Below are 17,324 nucleotides of genomic sequence, written 5' to 3' on the forward strand. Positions count from 1 at the left end.
GCCGCGGGGCCGTCTGCGTCGTCTGCGGGTCAGCGCACGTCCACCCGCACCGCCCGCTCGGCGTGCGGGTCGGCCACCGTGGGCAGCACGGAGATCAGCTCACCGTCGGGCGCCTGGACGGTGAGGACGACGGCGGCCACCACACCGTCGGCGGCGCTGAGCTGGACGGCGGCGACGGCGCCGCCCAGGTCCCCCACCGGCGTCGCGACCGTGGCCTCGGCCGGGACCGTCACGGTCACCGGCTCGCCGCGCGCGCCGGCCCGGGTGGTGGGCACGAGCTCGACGTCGACCGGTACCTCGGCGGGGTTGCTCAGCGTCACCGTGGCCGTCTCGACGAGCTCGCCCAGAGCCGGCACGGGCAGGATCCCGGTGGTGCGCGGCTCCGCGGCGGCCGTCCAGGCCCGGTCCACCGGGGCGACGTCCGGGTCCAGCTCGCCCGGCGTGCCGGTGCGGGCGAGCACGACCGCGCCGGTGACCGGCCGGTCGGCCTCGATGCTGACGGCGTAGGCGCCCGGCGCGATCCCGGCCAGGGACAGGTCGAGGACGACGCCCGGGTCGAGAGCGACCGCCTCGGCGCCGGGCAGCTCCGTCGCGCCGTCGGGCCCGAGGAGCCGGACCTTGGCGGTGGCGACCTCCTCGCCGGGGTTGACGAGCCGCACGGCGGAGGTGGCGGCGTCGTCGAGGTTGGTCTCGCCGAGCAGCACCCCGGGGATGGTCAGGGCGAGGGCGGGCGCGGTGGCGGGCGCGACGACGTCGACCCCGGCGGGCACGAAGCCTTTGAGCCGGAGGTCCTGGACCGCGGCGGTCACCTCGCCGCCGGCGGCGTCCACGCGCAGGGCGAGGCGGGGGTCGCCGGTCAGGGCGCCTTCGAGGAGGACGGCGGTCTGCGCGCCGGGCGCGATCACGATGCCGGTGAGCAGGGGTGCCTGGGCGACCCCGAGGGAGGTCCACGCGGTCACGTTGACGGTGGCGGGGGTGCGGCCGGGGTTGGTGAGGACGAGCTGGGCGCTGGCGCCGGGCTCGGTGGCGCCGCCGACGAGCCAGGTAGTAGTCGCGGGGGTCTGGCAGGCGGTGGCGCTCAGGCCGCGCAGGTCACCGCCGGTGGTGCGGGCGAGGGTGGCGCCGGCGAGCAGGGCGCTGGTCTCGCCGGCGGGCTGGGCCTGGACGATCGCGCTGCCGGTCGCGTCGGTGCGCAGCACGCGGGAGTCCCCGGCGGGCTGGAGCTCCTGGGACGCGCCACCCAGGGGTATGTACGCGGCCTCGGCGGCGGGTGCGTCGCCGCGCGGCAGGGTGAGCAGCTCGGTGCGGGTGGTGGGGGTGACGTCGGCCTGGCCCAGGGTGGGGTCGACCGCCATGCCGTGCCCGCTCGTGGGCGTGGGCGGCCCGGCGCAGACCACGGTGACGGGACCGGCGGGCACATCGACGAGCGGGGCGGGCACGGCGGTGGCGTCGGCGGGGGCGTAGTACTGCCCGGCGACGACGGCGCCCGCGGCGGCGGCGAGGAGCAGGACCGCGGAGGTGGTGGTGCCGATGCGCCGCAGGGCCCTCGTGCTGCGCTTGGGGCGCGAGCCCGTAGTGGGCCGCGAGATGTCATCTTCTCCGCGGGCGCTCTCCCGCGAGATGTCATCTTCTCCGCCAGATGTCATGACATCTCGCGGAGAAGATGACATCTCGCCACCCTTGTTGGAGTTGGGGTTGGTCACTCGGCCTCCCGCCGGCGTCGCAGGGGCAGGGCGAGCAGCACGGTCAGGCCGAGCACGACACCCTGCACCCACGTCCACGCCGCCCCCTGCGGGCTCTCGTGCGTGACGGTCAGCGTGCCCGTGTGCGGGGGCAGCTCGAACGCCTGCCGCCAGCCCTCGGTGGTGGCGCGCAGCGGGCGGCCGTCGTACCAGGCGCGCCAGCCGGGGTCGGACCGCTCGGCCAGCACGAGCGTGCGGCCCTCAGGCCCGCGCGGCAGCACCGTGCGGATGTCCACCGCCCTGGCGTCGAGGTCATGCACCCACGCGCCGTCGGCCACCACACGCGCCCGCGCCACTGACTTCGTGGCCCCCTCACCGTCGCCGCGGGCCACGCGCCAGATGACCCCAGAGGCGTTCTCGGTGATCCGCTCGAGCCCGTCCGTGGCGTCCAGCCGCGCGATGAGGTCGGTGCGCTCGGCGGTGGTCGGCTCGGTGCCGGCCGGCACGTGCACCGGCTCGGGCGGGACGACGACGATGCCGACGGCGTGCGCGCCGAGCCGGACCGCAACGTCTCCAGCGCCGCCCACGGTCAGGGCTGCGACGAGGTTGGCGAGCTCGGCGTCGGCGGCGTCGGTGCGCTCGGTGACCTCCGCCGTGGGAGCGCCGCTGAGGTCCAGGGCGGCCGCGACGGTGGCCGTCTCGGTCACCTGGGCGCCGTGGCCGCGCCAGATCTCGGCGCGCACGGTGTCCCCGGCGGGCCTGAGCGCGAGCACCCGCGAGCGCAGCACGGAGGACTGCATCTCGGCGGCCACGGCGGGCACGGGGGCGCCGGCGCGGCCGTGGACGGCGAGGACCGTGGTCGGCGCGTCGGAGGTACGGACCGCGGCCAGCCAGCCGCCGGCGGTGAGCAGTGGCCCGGCGAATGCCAGGACGCTCAGCACGCCGGCACCCACCTGGGCCCAGCCGAAGCTGCGGGTGGCCAGGGCGGCCCTGGCCCCGTCGCCGGCGCTGACGGCCGCGACGAGCAGGCCGAGGACGGCCAGGCTCAGGCCCGACCCCGCCCAGCCGCGCACGATCTCGGCGGCCCCGGTCGTCCCGGTGCCGAGGGCGACGTCGGTGCGGGCGCTTGCGAGGGCAGCGACCAGGCCGACGACGGCGACCAGCCAGCCCGCCCGGACCGCCCGCACGCGGCCGCTCCCCCGCAGCAGCGCGGCGAGGGCGGCGAGCAGCAGGCTGACGCCGCCGGCGACCAGGGCCCACTGGCCGATCACGCCAAGCGCACCGTTCGCGTCGGCCAGACCCGGGAAGCCCGGCGGCTCAACCGGCCAGCCCAGCACGCTCAGCCACGCGGCGCCGGGCACGGCGGCGTAGGCGGCGCCCGGGTCGGCGAGGAGCAGCCGCCAGCTGCCGGCGTCGACGTCGACGTCGGAGAGTGCCGCCACGAGCACCGGCCCGAGCAGCGCCAGCGCGGGGACCGGGACGAACAGCACCCAGCGGCGGCGGCGCGGGACCACCAGCGCGAGCAGGACGGCGAGCACGATGCCGGCGGGCAGCAGCACGGGCGCCCCGGCGGCGGCGACGGCGAAGGCCAGGGCGGCGGCACCGGCTGCGGTGACGGAGCCGGCGCGGTGCCGGTCCGGCTGGGCGGCGGGGTCGGTGGAGGGCGTGGCCGGCTCGGCGGCGGGGTCGGAGGAGGTCGTCGTGGCGGGGACCCGCACCCGCTGGGCGCCCACCAGCCCCGAGAGGATGACGTCACGACGCTCGGCCCCGACGGTGCGCGCCACGCCCAGCGCCACCCAGGGCAGGGCCAGGTGAGCGAGCACGGCTCCGAGCCGCCCCTGCCCGGTGGCCAGGAGCAGCGTCGGAGCGAGTGCCCACACCAGCGCCGCCCACCCGCGCAGGGCCACCGAGCGGGTGGCCGCGCCGGCGGCGAACCAGGCGCCCAGGCCGGCGAGCGGGACCGCGACCAGCACCAGGGCGGTGATGAGCGCGTTGGCGTTCGCGCCAAACGGGGCCACCAGCAGCATGGCGACGGCGAGGACCTGCTGGAAGGGGTCGGCCGGGCCGGGGTGGCCATCGCCTGTGGGGATCCAGCTGGCGCGGGCGACGGCCCACACCTCGGTGAACGTGGCATCGGCAGGCAGCAGGGCACCGCCGGTGAGCGCGCCGGCGAGGACCGTCGGGAGGTACGCGACCAGCGCGGTCACGGTGAGCAGGAGCGTGACGAGCGTCAGGGTGACCCGGCGACGCCGGGCCAGGGCCGCCTTCTCGGCGATCTCGAGCTCGCTGGGCGCCTCGGTGACGTGGCGTGTGGTGCTGAGCAGGCGGCGGGCGTCGCGCTTGGCGGCGCGGATCTCCCGGCCCGTGGTCAGGAGCGGGCGCAGCGCCCGCGCGGGGATGCGGCGGGTACGGCGGATCTGCCGGCGGGCGCGCCAGAGCGCGCCGGGGCGGGCGAGGACGGCGAGGACTGCGGCGATCTCGGGTCCGGCGAGGGCGAGCTCCTTGGTCGCCACACGGCCGAGCGCGCGCAGCGGGGCGAGCACCAGGAGCACCACAGCAAGCAGCGGCACGAGCGGGCCGGGCGCGGCCAGCAGGGCGTTGTAGACCTGGGCGCGGCGGCGCGGGTGGAACGAGCGGCGCACGTCCACGGCGGGCGGGGCGGGCACGGCGACGGCACCGGTCGAGCCTGCGGCGCCGCCCGGACCGCGCGCGGGGCCGACCGGGTCCGGCGCGCCGCCCTCGCTGCGCAGCCCCAGGTAAGAGGCCCGCGCGTGGTGCACGATCGCCGTCGGGACGACGACCACCCGGTACCCCGCCAGGCGCGCACGGCGGCACAGGTCCAGGCCGTCGCCGAACGGGCCGAGCACGGGGTCCGTGCCGCCCAGCTCCGTCCACACGTCCAGGCGCACCAGCGCCCCGGCGGTGCCGACGGCGAGGACGTCCTCGCGGTGGTCGTGCTGGCCCTGGTCGATCTCACCGGGCTCGATGTCCGCGACGCGGCGCCCGGTGCGGGTGGTGCGCAGCCCGACCTCGAGCAGCCGGTCCGGCTCGTACCAGTCACGCTGCTTGGCGCCGGCGACGGCCACGGACCGGCCGGACTCGGCGGCGTGCAGGAGCTGGTCGAGGGCGGCGGGGGCGGGCGCGGAGTCGTCGTGGAGCAGCCACAGCCACTCCGCCCGGGCCTCGCGGTCCGGCTCCCCGCCGTGGGCGCCGACGGCGCGCATCTCCCCGGTGGTGACCGGGCTGAGCTCGCCCGTCACACCCGACCAGGCGCGCGAGCCGGTGACGCCGACGAGCGAGCGGGACGCCGTCGCGCCGACGAACCCGCGCCGGGCCGCCTTGGCCGCGGCCCGCTCGACGAGCGTGGCGTACTCAACCAGTCCTTGGCGGACGGCGTCGCCGAATGTGCTCGCGGTCGGGGCGTGCACGACGCGGACCCGGGTGACGCCGTCGAGCCCGGCGTCGGTGACCGCCTCGTGGAGCGGGATGCCGGTGCCGAGCTCGCGGCCGGGAGCGCCGACGTCGACGACGAGGACGACGTCGGGAACGTGGGTCTGCCCCGCGATCCCGGCGAGGGTGCGGGGCAGGTAGGTGGAGACGCCGGGGCTGACCACCACGGCGAGCGTGGCCGGCCGGGCCGGGTGGTGGGACGAGGGGAAGAGCGGTGCCGCCATGCTGGCGGGCGTCAGACCGCGCGGCGCTTGAGCTTGCGACGCTCCCGCTCGGACAGGCCGCCCCAGATGCCGAACCGCTCGTCGTTGGCGAGCGCGTAGTCGAGGCACTCCGCGCGCACCTCGCAGGAGGTGCACACCCGCTTGGCCTCGCGGGTGGAGCCGCCCTTCTCGGGGAAGAACGCCTCCGGGTCGGTCTGCGCGCACAGCGCCCGGTCCTGCCAGCCGAGGACGCCGTCGTCCTCGTCCTGGAGCAGGTGGAGGACGTCGCCCCCGACCCGGTCCGGCGCCTGCAGTCCCGAGGTCAGCGGACCATCACCGAGAATGTTCCACATAATTTCTAGTTCCCCTCGTACCGCGACCGAATCTCTCATCAAGCTCTCACCGAATTACACGCGTGTCATCCGTTCCCGTCAAGCGGTTCGGTGCTATCGGGGGCCGGCAATTTGTGCTCAAGCCCGAGGAATGCGGCGTGTCGCCCGCGTGTCGCTGCCGCGGTGACCGAATTGTTATGGACAGGTGACGACGTGTTCCGGAAATGCGCACGCTGCCAGGAAGATCTCGCACGCGGCCAGGAGGGATGTGACGAGGATATCGGCCGGTCGCGTTCCCACACCTTGGACGGCGGGCACGAGGGCCCGGGACGGGCTCGGACGAGCCCTTAGGCTGGCGGGCATGAGCTTTCCCGAGACGCTTCCTGGCCAGCTGCTCACCTCGTTCACCGGTGGGGACACGACCAGCCCGCGCCTGACCTGGTACGGCGCCGACGGCGAGCGGACCGAGCTCTCCGGCCGCGTGCTGGCCAACTGGGTCACCAAGGCCTCGAACCTCCTGGTCGAGGAGGCCGACGCCGAGCCGGGCACCAAGGTCGTGCTCGACCTGCCCGTGCACTGGCGGGCGCTGGTGTGGGCGCTGGCCTCGTGGACCTGCGGCGCGCAGCTCCTGCTGCCCGGCGCGGAGGACGTCGTGGAGGACAGCGAGGAGGGCCCCGACGTCGTCGTCACCCACCGCCCCGGCGAGGCGCCGGGCGAGGACCACGCCGACCTCGTGCTGGCCGTCGCGCTGCCGGCGTTGGCGCGGGAGTGGGACGGCGAGGAGCTGCCCTCGGGTGTGGTTGACGCCGCCGCCGAGGTCATGACGTTCGGGGACGTCCTCGGGTACGTCAGCGAGCCCGAGGACGACGACGTCGCCCTGGTGGGTGACGACCTCGAGGCCACCTTCGGCGAGCTCGCCACGTGGGCCGCCGGGACCGGCGAGCTCGCACCCGGCGCGTCCGACGGCGAGGACGACGAGGAGGACGAGCCCGACGAGCACGGCGACGTCCGGCGCGCGGTGCGGGTGCTCGTCTCTCCCCGCGGGATGGAGCAGCTGCTCGAGCAGGCGCTGGCGGTGTGGCAGGCGGGCGGGTCGCTCGTGCTCGCCGAGCCGGGCACGCCGGCGGACAAGCTGGCGCGGATCGCGGACGAGGAGCGGGTGGAGCTGCGCTGGTAGCTACCGGCCGCCACCTCCGGCGAGGCGCAGGAGGATGTCCCGGTACCGGGCCCCGACGGCGGTGATGGAGTACTCGCGGGCGCGCTCCGCGGCCGCCTCACCCAGGCGCCCGCGGACGGTGGGATCGCCTGCCAGGCGCGCGATGGCCTGCCGGAGGCGGTCCTCGTCGCCCGGCGGCACGAGGAGGCCGGAGTCGCCGTCGGCAACAGCCTCGTTCAGCCCCGGCAGGTTCGACGCGATGACCGGCAGGCCGGTGCTCATCGCCTCCAGGAGCACGACCGGCAGGCCGTCCTGGTCTCCGGAGGCGGCCGGCACCGACGGCACCACGACGACGTCCGCCGCGGCGTAGGCGGCACGGACCTGCGTGCGGCCGAGCTGCCCGGCGAAGGTCACCGGCAGGCCGGTCGCCTGCCGCTCGAGCGGGGCACGCAACGGCCCGTCCCCCACGATCGTCAGCGTGACCGTCCCGGGCGCCATGGCGCGCAGCGCGTCCAGCAGGACGCCCACGCCCTTCTTCTCCACGAGCCGGCCCACGAACAGCAGGCGGCACGGCCCGTCGGCCGTCGCGGGCTCGCGGGGCGTCCCTGGGGGCAGCGCCGCCCCCATCGGCTCGACGCTCACGGGGAGGTGGTCACCTGCGAGCGCGCGGACGGTCTCGGCCATCTGCTCGTTGACGACGGTGATGTGGCCGGCGCGGCCTGCCACCCACGCCTTCAGCCTTCGCAGGACGGAGGTGTCGAGCGCGTACAGGTCGCCGCCATGGGTGGTCACCAGCCGGGGCACCGCCTGGCCGACCAGCGTCGCCACCAGCCCCTGCGGCACGATCCAGTGCGCGTGGACCACGTCGGGCCGGAAGCGGCGCACGGCTCGCCGGGCCGCGAGAGCCTCGGCCAGCACGAAGGCGGGTACCTGAATCCACCGCGACCGTCGGGCCCGCAAGTTCTCGATGATGGCACCGACGGCGAGATCCTCCCACCGGCGCGGGAAGTAGGGGAACCGCAGCACGCGCACACCTGAGACCACCTCACGGGTGGGAGCACCCGGCACGCGCGGGACGAGGACGAGGGTGTCGAACACCTCGGCCATCTCCACGGCGAGGTCGCGCACGAAGGCCGGGGTGCCGTCGTCGTCGCATCCAGGAAAGGTCGAGGCGAGGACGAGCAGGCGCGGTCGCGTCGCTGCGTCAGGCGGGTTCATGGCCGCACTCTCCCACGGGCCTTCGGCGCCGTTGGACGGTTCGCTAGCTGCGGCGGACACCGAGGGTGTCCTTGCCGTCCGCGTCCCAGTCCCCCACCAGCACCTCGTCCCCGGCGCGGCCGTACGCGACGGTCACGTCGGCGGCGCCGGACGTCATGGAGTTGCGCAGGTGATACCAGATGCCGCGGCGCACCCCGACCGTGTCGGCCCCAACGCCGTCCCAGTCACCGACGATGAGAATGTCGCCGCTCCGCCCGTACGCGACGATCTTGTCCGCCGGGCCGGAGGTCATGGTGTCGCGCACATGCACCAGCGGGCCGCGGCGCACGGCAAGAGTGTCGGTGCCGTTTCCGTCCCAGTCCCCCACCAGCACCTGGTCCTCGGGCCGTCCGTAGAGCACCACCTCGTCCGCGGCGCCCGGGGTGAGCGAGTTCCTGATGAAGTAGTGCGCGCCGCGACGCACGGCAAGAGTGTCGGTGCCGTCACCGTCCCAGTCCCCCACCAGGACCACATCGCCGGGTCGTCCGTACATGACCACGCGGTCGGCGCCGCCCGTGGAGTTGGCGTTGCGCAGGTGGTACGCCTTGCCGCGGCGCGCGGCCATGGTGTCGGCGCCGTCGCCGTCCCAGTCACCGACGAGCACCTCGTCGTCCGCCCGCCCGAAGTCGAACCGAACATCCGCGGTTCCCGTGAAGGCGTTGTTGAGCAGGAAGTCCGCGGGCTCGTCGGGACGTCGGGATCTGCTCGGCGGCGCCGTGCCGCCGGCCGCGGATGCGGGTGCGGCGTAGAGCAGCCGCTTGGGGTCCCCCGCCCACCCGGGGCCGGGGTCTACCGCGGTGGCGCCGGCCATGATCGCGGCGGCCACCTGCGCCGGGGTCAGCTGCGCCGCCGCACCGAGGAGGCGCGCCGCCACGCCGGCGACATGCGGGGCCGCCATCGACGTGCCGGTGCCGTGGGCCGCGGCCGTGTCGGAGCCGGCGAACGCCGAGAGGATGTGGTCTCCCGGCGCGTAGATGTCAGCGCAGCCGCCGTGGTTGGACACGGCCAGGCGCCGGTCGTCCCGCGTCGAGGCGATGACGGTGAGGGCCTGAGGGGCGCGGGCGGGGCTGACCTGGCAGGCGGGCACACCGTCGTTCCCGCCGGCGGTCACCACCGTGATGTTGTCCGCGACCATCGCGTTGACAGCGGCGTCCAGCGCGCTGCTCGGCTCGCCGGCGATGCTCATGTTGACGACGGCGGGCCTGGCGGCGTCGTGGTCCGCCACGATCCACCGCGTGGCCTCGATGACCGCGGAGTCGGTGCCCTCGCCGGCACAGTCCAGCACCCGCACGGGCACCAACGTGACGGCCTTCGCCACACCGTACGCGTCGCCGCCGACGATGCCGGACACGTGGGTGCCGTGCCCGTTGCAGTCCGACGTGCCGCGCCCGTCCGCGATCGCGGTGTACCCCCGGCCCACCCGACCCGCGAACGCGGTGTGGGTGGCGCGGATGCCGGTGTCCATGACATAGACGGTCACGCCCGCGCCCGTGGTGTCGAACGAGTAGCTGCCGTCCAGGCCTCGCCGCTGGTCAATGCGGTCGAGGCCCCACGGCGCACCTTCCTGACGGCCGCTTGCCCGGACGTCGCCGGCCGTGACGAACGCGTCGTCGTGCGTGGGCACCGACACGGTGCGGTCGGGCTCGGCCCACTTCACGTGCGGTGAGCTCGCGAGCTGCGCGGCGATCTCCTCGGCCGCCTCACGGCTCACCGGCTCGCCGAGCTCGACCGTGCGCAGCCCGAGGCCGAGCTCGTCGCCGGGCACCAGCTCCGTGTCGGGCACCTCCGCCGCTCCCGTGGCCACGCCGGGTGCCTCGGTCAGCGCCACGCCGGGCTCATAGGCGACGATGAGGTCCGTCACCTCGCCCGCGCCCGACGGCGGAGCCCCGGTGGAGTCGGTGGCGACGGCTGCGCCAGGGACCGCCAGGCCGTCGGCTGCGCCGGCGGGCACCACTGCCGCACCGGCAGGCACGGCGCCCGCCGCGGTGAGCAGCATGGAGGCCACCAGTCCGGCAGCGACGACGGCGCGGCGCACCCGCCGAGGAAGCCGCTCCGGCTGCCGGCGGTCGTCGGCCGCGGCCATGCGCTCATCCCTTCAGCAGGTGGAGGCGCCGGAAGGTGGAGGCGCCGGGCGCCTCGAGGTGCCCAGGACCTCGCCAGGCTAACCGGAGCGATGGCGTCCGAAGATGAGCGACACCCGCTCTCAGGGGACGTCCGCCTGGACGAGCGTGCCGGTGCCATGGACGCTTACAGGGCCCTCGTCCGAGCGGACGAATATCGCCTCACCGCGCTCGAGCACCGTGCGTTCACCATCGGCGCCCACATCCACCCGGCCGTCGAGGCACAGGAGGATGCGCGGGCCCCGCCCGGGCAACGGGTGCGGCGAAGCATCCGGCAGGTCGGCGAGGTCGGTGACCGACAGCTCGAAGTCGTCCACCGGGGCGTAGTACACGCGGGTCGCGCCGTGGAACACCTCGGGAGCGGGCCGGATCGGCGGGGCGGCCACGTAGTCCACGCACTCGAGCATCTCCGGGACGTCGATGTGCTTCGAGGTCAGGCCGGCACGCAGGACGTTGTCCGAGGACGCCATGATCTCCACGCCCAGCCCCGACAGGTAGGCGTGCACGCCGCCGGCGGGCACGAACAGCGCGTCGCCTGGCTGCAGGGTCACCGGGTTCAGCAGCAAGGAGGCCACCACGCCGGGGTCGCCGGGGTAGGTCTCCGCGAGCGCCACCACGGTGCCGTCGGCGCGGGGGGACGGCGAGCCGTTGACCAGCCGTTCGGCGCACGCCCCGGCGACCTCCTGGACCTGGGTCAGCGAGGGGCGAGTGGCCTCGTCGAGCAGGGTGGTGAACACGGTCCGCACGCCCGCTGCCGTCGGCTCCGCCCGGAGCGCGGCGTGCAACCGACGGGCGAGCGGGGTCTCCAGCCCCGCGAACAGCTCCGCGGCGCGGCGCGGCGCGCGGAACCCGCACATCGCCTCGAAGGTGGTCAGGGCGTAGACCAGCTCCGGCTTGTGATTTGGGTCGCGGTAGTTCCGCTCAGGCGCGTCCCGGGGGATCCCGGCGGCGTCCTCGGCGGCGAACCGCTCCCGGGCACGTTCGAGGCTCGGGTGGACCTGCAACGACAGGGGCCGGGCCGGGGCGATGAGCTTGAGGAGGTAGGGCAGGCGGGGGCCGAACCGGGTGACGACGTCCTCGCCGAGCGTTCCCATCGGGTCGGCACCGATGAGCGCTTCGAGGTCCGCCGGCGCGCGGGGGCTGAGGACGGGTGCCGGGGCGGCCGGATGCGCACCGAACCAGAGCTCGGCCACGGGTGTGCCGTCCGGCCGCTCCCCCAGCAGCTGCGGGATCGAGTCGGCCGAACCCCACGCGTAGTCGCGCCTGACGCCCCGGAGTCTCAGCACCCTCGTCCCTTCCTTTGCATCCGAATCTCACCGTAACGCCGGCCGTAGGCAAGAATGGACGGATGCGCGGAATCATTCTCGCCGGTGGATCCGGCACGAGGTTGCACCCGATCACCCAGGGCGTGAGCAAGCAGCTCGTCCCGGTCTACGACAAGCCGATGGTCTACTACCCGCTGACCACGCTGATGCTGGCGGGCATCCGGGACGTGCTCGTGATCACCACACCGCACGATGCCGACTCGTTCCACCGCCTGCTCGGCGACGGCTCCCAGTTCGGCATCTCCATCTCCTACACCGTCCAGGAGGTGCCCAACGGGCTGGCCCAGGCGTTCGTGCTCGGCGAGGAGTTCGTGGGCACCGACTCCGCCGCTCTCGTGCTCGGTGACAACATCTTCTACGGCCCCGGCATGGGCACCACCCTCAACCGGTTCGGCAACATCGACGGCGGCGCGGTCTTCGCGTACCACGTGGCAGATCCCACGGCCTACGGGGTGGTGGAGTTCGACGAGAACTTCAAGGCCATCTCCCTGGAGGAGAAGCCTGCGCAGCCGAAGAGCTCCTACGCCGTACCCGGCCTGTACTTCTACGACAACGACGTGGTGGAGATCGCCAAGGCGCTCGAGCCGTCCCCCCGCGGGGAGTACGAGATCACCGACGTCAACCGCGCCTACCTCGAGCAGGGACGGCTCAAGGTGGAGGTGCTCCCCCGCGGGACGGCGTGGCTGGACACCGGCACCTTCGACTCCCTGGCGGATGCGACCTCGTTCGTCCGTACCGTCGAGGCGCGGCAGGGCCTGAAGATCGGCTGCCCCGAGGAGGTGGCCTGGCGCCGGGGCTTCCTCACCGACGACGAGCTGCGCGAGCGCGCCGAGCCGCTGCGCAAGTCCGGCTACGGCGAGTACCTAATCAACCTGCTCGAGCACCGCATCTGAGCCTGTGGTCGGCGGCGTCGAGCGGTGCTCAACCGAGGTCGAGCACCGACGGCGCCGCCGCTTGCCAGCGCTCTCGCCAGTTCCCGATCGGCGAGACGCCGGCAGGCTCCAGCGCCTCGTGCCCCAGGACCGAGTAAGCCGGGCGCGGGGCCGGGCGGACGAACGCCTCGGAGCTGGTCTCCTTGACCATCTCCGGGTCCTTTCCGAGGGTGGACACGATCTCGCGTGTGAAGCCGTGCCACGACACCTCTCCTGCCGAGGTGGCGTGGTAGGTACCGGACGGGGCCGTCGCCTCGACGAGCCGGACGATGAGGTCGGCCACGTCGGCGGTCCAGGTCGGCTGCCCCACCTGGTCGACGACGACCTGCAGCTCGTCCCGCTCGGCCGCCAGGCGCGCCATCGTCTTGGGGAAGCACCCGCCGTGGGCGCCGTAGAGCCAAGCCGTGCGCACGATGAGGTGATCGTCGGACTCCGCGCGCACCGCCCACTCCCCCGCCCCCTTCGTCCGGCCGTACGCCGACGCCGGTGACAGGGGCGTGTCCTCGCGGTAGGGAGATGAAGCACTGCCGTCGAAGACGTAGTCGGTCGAGACCTGGACCATCCGCGCACCGGCAGCCGCCGCCGCTCGCGCGAGGAGCTGAGGCCCGACGGCGTTGAGGGCGAAGGCTGCCGATTCCTCGGTCTCGGCGGCGTCGACGGCGGTCCACGCCGCACAGTTGACGACGACGTCGACGTCGTTGACCACTGCGGCCACAGACTCCGGATCGGTGATGTCGAGCTCGGCGCGGCCCAGCGCGCGCACCTCATGCGCGCCGTCGAGCCGCTGCACCACGTCGGTGCCCAGCATTCCCATCGCTCCCGCTACCAGCCAGCGCATGCGTGTCCTTCCGTCGAGATGCCCCGAGCAGACTAGCCACTGTGCCACCACGGACCGGGGAACATCCGTCAGGCATGACCTGACGGAGTCGCCCCGATCCTGGAGGCGGGCAGAGTTGCCCCGATCCTGGAGGCGGGCAGAGTTGCCCCGATCCTGGAGGCGGGCAGAGTTGCCCCGATCTTTGAGGCGGCCCGACGCCGGGAGGCCCGGCCCGCCCCGTCAGCGGCCCTCCGCCGCCACGCCGACCCGAACCCCATCCCGGTCGACAACCGGCCGTTATGGTGGCGCCAACGGCCCGGTGCACCGCACGTGCACGCCTCCGGATCCCTCGTGAAGGACGACGACGCATGCGCGCACTTCGACACCTGCTTTCCTCCGCCCTCGTCCTCGCGCTGGCGGTGGTCGGTCTGATCGCGATGCCCGAACGTGCCGCGGCCGCGGAGGAGCGGTACTCCGCGCCCTCGAGCGGCTACTGGAACATCACCGGCCGCGGCTGGGGCCACGGCATCGGCATGTCGCAGTGGGGCGCCCTAGGCGCCGCCCAGCAGGGCCGTGGATATGCCGAGATCCTCGACTTCTACTACCCCGGCACCTCGATGAGCACGCTGGGGAACTCGCTCATCCGGGTGGCGCTGACCGCGTACACCCCGACCGCCAGCGTGACACTCTCCGCCCCCGCCGGTCAGAAGCTGTCCATCGGCAACGCCGGTCAACAGCCCGCACACACCGGCACCGGCCGCTACTCGGTGGTCCGCACGGCGGCAGGGTACGTCGTCGAGCGCCGCGACAAGATCAACGGCCCCGTGCGCGACAGGTTCACCCTTCCCGGCAAGGACCTCGAGGTCTCCTCCGGCGACGGCGCCGCGGTCTTCCCGCGCCAGGACGGGACCGACGGCACGTGGTACCGCGGGACGCTGCGGCTGGTGGGCAGCGGGAACGTCGCCGGCGCCTTCGACGTGGTCAACCACCTCACGCTCGAGGACTACCTGCGCGGCGTCGTGCCGCGTGAGTCGCCCTCCGGGTGGCACGCCGAGGCGCTGAAGGCCCAGGCCGTCGCCGCCCGCAGCTACGCGCTCACCGAGAAGAAGGCCGGCCACTTCGACACCTGCGACACCACGCAGTGCCAGGTCTACGGCGGCCGCGCGGCCGTCGTCGCCGACGGGGTGGACTTCAAGCCCGCCGCCAAGGAGGCCGCCAGCACCGACGCGGCCATCCGCGCGACCGCCGGCCAGGTGCGCTGGCACAACGGCGCGGTCGCCTTCACGCAGTTCTCCTCCACGAACGGCGGGTACTCGGTCAAGGCCAGCAACCCCACCCGGCATCCGTACCTCGTGGCCCGGCCCGACCCGTGGACCGGCACCGCCCGGGGCGACTCGCGCACGTCCTGGTCCGCCCGGCTCAACGTCGGCACCGTCCAGGCGCAGTGCCCGCCCGGCGGCACCCTGCGCACCCTCGTGATCACGGGCCGCGACGGCAACGGGCCCCTCGGCGGGCGGATCACCGGCGCACGCGTCGAGTGCTCGAACGGGTCCAAAAACCTCGCCTCGTTCACGCTCGGCATGCTCTCCCGGTGGTGGAAGCCGACGGCCAGCCCGGAGCAGCAGTACGGCTTCTTCCTCAACGACGCCTGGACCACCACGGCGAACCACGTCTTCCAGTACGGCCGAGACACGGACGAGGTGCTCGTCGGCGACTGGGACGGCGACGGCGCCGACACCCTCATGGTGCGCCGCGGCGCCACGTTCTACGTCTCCAACGACCTCGCGGGCGGCAACGCGGAGCAGGTCTTCACCTACGGCCGGCCCGGCGAGACCATCCTCGTCGGCGACTGGGACGGCGACGGCGTGGACACCCTGGCGGTGCGCCGCGGCGCGCAGTACTTCATCAAGAACTCCATGGGCGGCGGTGGCGCCGACGCCGTGATCACGTACGGTCGGGCCGGGGACACCGTCCTCGTGGGCGACTGGGACGGCAACGGCACCGACACGCTCACGGTGCGCCGCGGCCCGGAGTACCACGTCAAGAACGCCATCGCCGGTGGCCGCGCGGACCAGGTCGTGGTGTACGGCCGCGGCGGGGACGCCGTCGTCGTCGGGGACTGGGACGGCAACGGCACCGACACCCTGGCCGTGCGCCGCGGGGCCGAGTACCACGTGAAGAACTCCATCAGCGCCGGCCCGGCCGACCGGGTGCTCGTCTACGGGCGTGCGGACGACGTCGTCCTGGTCGGTGACTGGAACGGTGACCGTGCCGACACCCTCGGGGTGCGCCGCCTGCCCTGACCGGGCCCCACCCGAGCGGGGCCCGGCCACGTCGGCCGGGCCCCGCGCGCGTCGGTACTGTGGAGGCCGCCGGGCGGCTGCCCGGAAGCGACGAGGGAGAGTGACGTGGAGTTCCGTGAGCTGACGGTCCCCGGTGCGTGGGAGATCACGCCGAAGCAGTTCGGCGACCCCCGCGGGGTCTTCCTCGAGTGGTTCAAGGACAGCCCCTTCGTCGAGGCCGTGGGTCACCCGCTCGACCTGCGCCAGGCCAACGCGTCGGTCTCGGCCGCCGGTGTGGTGCGCGGCATCCACTTCGCCGACGTCCCACCCTCGCAGGCCAAGTACGTCACCTGCCCGTCCGGCGCCGTGCTCGACATCGTCGTCGACATCCGCGTGGGCTCCCCGACCTTCGGTCAGTGGGACAGCGTGCTGCTCGACGACGTCGACCGTCGCGCCATCTACCTCTCGGAAGGGCTCGGGCACGCGTTCTGCTCCCTCGAGGACGACTCGACCGTGATGTACCTGTGCTCCGCTCCGTACGCCCCGGGCCGCGAGCACGGCATCAACCCGCTCGACGCGACCGTGGGTATCACCTGGCCCGACACCGGCCGGAACGGCGAGCCGCTCGAGCTCCTCCTCTCCGAGAAGGACACCGCCGCGCCCGGTCTGCGGGAGGCCGAGGAGCAGGGCTTGCTGCCGCGGTTCGACGAGGTCCAGGACTTTCTCGCCTCGCTGCGCCGGTGAACCCGACCGTCGGCGCCGTCGTCGTCACGTACCGGCCCGACCTAGTCCTCACCGTGCCGCTCCTGCGGGCGCTGGCGGACCAGTGCGCGCACGTGGTGGTGGTCGACAACGGGTCTCCCCAGGACGCGCGGGAAGGACTGGCGGCCGTGTGCGCAGAGGTCGGCGCCGAGCTCCTGCCGCTCGGGCACAACGCCGGCATCGCCCGCGCCCAGAACCTCGGGACCGACCGGGCGCGTGCACTGGGTGCCGATCTCGTGCTGTTCTCCGACCAGGACTCCCTGCCCGCACCGGACATGGTGAGCCGACTCCTCGACGGCTGGGCGCGCGCCGCCTCCCGGGGGGTGCGTGTGGGCGCGGTCGGTCCGGTCTCATCCGACACCCGCTCGACGACGGAGCAGATGGTTTACGTTGCCCGCCGCTGGGGCCCGCGCCGCGCCCGTCCCGAGGAGGCCCACGACGGCCTGGTCGAGGCGGCGTTCCTCATCGCGTCCGGCTGCCTGATCGACGTCGCGGCCCTCGACGAGGTGGGCGGCATGAACGAGGCCTGGTTCATCGACCACGTCGACCTCGAGTGGGGGCTGCGCGCCCGACGCGCCGGTCTTCGTCTCTATGCCGTGCCGGACGCCCGCCTCGACCACGAGCTGGGCGACCGGCTCACCAAGCTGCCCGGCCGCGCCCAGGAGGTGCACGTCCACTCCCCCGTGCGCACCTACTACCTCGCCCGCAACACCGTGCTGCTCATCCGCTCGGGGCTGATGACTCCGGCGTGGCGACTGGGCTACGCCGTGTGGCTGGCCAAGTACGTGGCGTTCAACGCCCTCCTCGCGGCGCCGCGCCGCCGGCGGATCGCCCTCATGGCCCGTGGCCTGCGCGACGGCGTGACCGGCCGGACCGGTCCGCTCGCCTGATCGTGCGCTCGGCCCTTCGCCCGCCGGGCTGATCGTCCGCTCGTCCCTTCGCCCGCCCGGCGGCACCCCGTGCGACCGGGGCCTCTCGCGCGTACGGGGAATATGGGTCGGGCCCG

Annotated in this window: 12 protein-coding genes; 5 read left to right on the forward strand and 7 right to left on the reverse strand. The window is 74.3% G+C overall.

What is annotated here, in order from left to right; translation table 11 throughout:
* Positions 1-29: 29 nt before the first annotated feature.
* From FE374_RS19250 to FE374_RS14065, 3 genes are read right to left on the reverse strand one after another with little or no spacing between them, the layout of a single operon-like run.
* Positions 30-1,703: a DUF5719 family protein gene (locus FE374_RS19250; protein WP_168205692.1), complete on the reverse strand. Its 1,674-nt coding sequence runs from the start codon at positions 1,701-1,703 to the stop codon at positions 30-32.
* The gene (locus FE374_RS14060; protein WP_139929829.1) at positions 1,700-5,356 is read right to left on the reverse strand and encodes a glycosyltransferase family 2 protein; all 3,657 of its coding nucleotides are present in this window, start codon (positions 5,354-5,356) and stop codon (positions 1,700-1,702) included. Before FE374_RS14060 ends, FE374_RS19250 begins: the two co-directional genes overlap by 4 nt.
* 11 nt (positions 5,357-5,367) lie before the next feature.
* A complete protein-coding gene (locus FE374_RS14065; RefSeq protein ID WP_139929830.1) occupies positions 5,368-5,688 on the reverse strand; it encodes a WhiB family transcriptional regulator in 321 nt (106 codons plus the stop codon).
* Positions 5,689-6,028: 340 nt separating this feature from the next.
* Between FE374_RS14065 and FE374_RS14070 the strand changes: the two genes are divergently transcribed.
* Positions 6,029-6,844: a TIGR03089 family protein gene (locus tag FE374_RS14070; protein ID WP_139929831.1), complete on the forward strand. Its 816-nt coding sequence runs from the start codon at positions 6,029-6,031 to the stop codon at positions 6,842-6,844.
* Here FE374_RS14070 and FE374_RS14075 read toward each other — a convergent pair whose 3' ends face one another.
* The 3 genes from FE374_RS14075 to manA form a co-directional block, all read right to left on the reverse strand.
* Positions 6,845-8,041 (reverse strand): glycosyltransferase, encoded by a 1,197-nt coding sequence (locus FE374_RS14075; RefSeq protein WP_139929832.1) that lies wholly within the window; start codon positions 8,039-8,041, stop codon positions 6,845-6,847.
* Positions 8,042-8,084: 43 nt separating this feature from the next.
* Positions 8,085-10,163, reverse strand: a complete 2,079-nt coding sequence (locus FE374_RS14080) for a S8 family peptidase (RefSeq protein ID WP_139929833.1) — start codon at positions 10,161-10,163, stop codon at positions 8,085-8,087.
* Between the two features lie 120 nt (positions 10,164-10,283).
* The gene (gene manA, locus FE374_RS14085) at positions 10,284-11,486 is read right to left on the reverse strand and encodes a mannose-6-phosphate isomerase, class I (protein WP_139929834.1); all 1,203 of its coding nucleotides are present in this window, start codon (positions 11,484-11,486) and stop codon (positions 10,284-10,286) included.
* Between the two features lie 62 nt (positions 11,487-11,548).
* Between manA and rfbA the strand changes: the two genes are divergently transcribed.
* On the forward strand, positions 11,549-12,418 hold the full coding sequence (rfbA, locus tag FE374_RS14090; RefSeq protein WP_139929835.1) for a glucose-1-phosphate thymidylyltransferase RfbA: 870 nt from the start codon (positions 11,549-11,551) through the stop codon (positions 12,416-12,418).
* Between the two features lie 28 nt (positions 12,419-12,446).
* Here the strand turns inward: rfbA and rfbD are convergent, their stop codons facing one another.
* Positions 12,447-13,295 carry a dTDP-4-dehydrorhamnose reductase gene (gene rfbD, locus FE374_RS14095; RefSeq protein ID WP_139929836.1) on the reverse strand — a complete coding sequence of 283 codons (849 nt, stop codon included), beginning with the start codon at positions 13,293-13,295 and terminating at the stop codon, positions 12,447-12,449.
* A 347-nt stretch (positions 13,296-13,642) separates the two neighbouring features.
* On the opposite strand from rfbD, the gene FE374_RS14100 reads away from it, so the two are divergent.
* From FE374_RS14100 to FE374_RS14110, 3 genes are all read left to right on the forward strand, one after another.
* Positions 13,643-15,577: a SpoIID/LytB domain-containing protein gene (locus FE374_RS14100; RefSeq protein ID WP_168205693.1), complete on the forward strand. Its 1,935-nt coding sequence runs from the start codon at positions 13,643-13,645 to the stop codon at positions 15,575-15,577.
* Between the two features lie 105 nt (positions 15,578-15,682).
* Positions 15,683-16,300, forward strand: coding sequence for a dTDP-4-dehydrorhamnose 3,5-epimerase family protein (locus tag FE374_RS14105; RefSeq protein ID WP_139929838.1), 618 nt, complete (start codon positions 15,683-15,685; stop codon positions 16,298-16,300).
* Entirely contained in the window at positions 16,297-17,208 is a 912-nt protein-coding gene (locus FE374_RS14110; RefSeq protein WP_139929839.1) for a glycosyltransferase family 2 protein, read from the forward strand. Before FE374_RS14105 ends, FE374_RS14110 begins: the two co-directional genes overlap by 4 nt.
* Positions 17,209-17,324: the final 116 nt, after the last annotated feature.

Source organism: Georgenia yuyongxinii, from assembly GCF_006352065.1.
GTDB lineage: Bacteria > Actinomycetota > Actinomycetes > Actinomycetales > Actinomycetaceae > Georgenia > Georgenia yuyongxinii.

Coding starts and splice junctions, on each gene's coding strand:
- FE374_RS14070 (WP_139929831.1), top strand. CDS start 6,029: ATGAGCTTTCCCGAGACGCTTCCTGGCCAGCTGCTCACCTCGTTCACC.
- FE374_RS14075 (WP_139929832.1), bottom strand. CDS start 8,041: ATGAACCCGCCTGACGCAGCGACGCGACCGCGCCTGCTCGTCCTCGCC.
- rfbD (WP_139929836.1), bottom strand. CDS start 13,295: ATGCGCTGGCTGGTAGCGGGAGCGATGGGAATGCTGGGCACCGACGTG.
- FE374_RS14060 (WP_139929829.1), bottom strand. CDS start 5,356: ATGGCGGCACCGCTCTTCCCCTCGTCCCACCACCCGGCCCGGCCGGCC.
- FE374_RS14100 (WP_168205693.1), top strand. CDS start 13,643: ATGCGCGCACTTCGACACCTGCTTTCCTCCGCCCTCGTCCTCGCGCTG.
- FE374_RS14065 (WP_139929830.1), bottom strand. CDS start 5,688: ATGTGGAACATTCTCGGTGATGGTCCGCTGACCTCGGGACTGCAGGCG.
- FE374_RS14080 (WP_139929833.1), bottom strand. CDS start 10,163: ATGGCCGCGGCCGACGACCGCCGGCAGCCGGAGCGGCTTCCTCGGCGG.
- rfbA (WP_139929835.1), top strand. CDS start 11,549: ATGCGCGGAATCATTCTCGCCGGTGGATCCGGCACGAGGTTGCACCCG.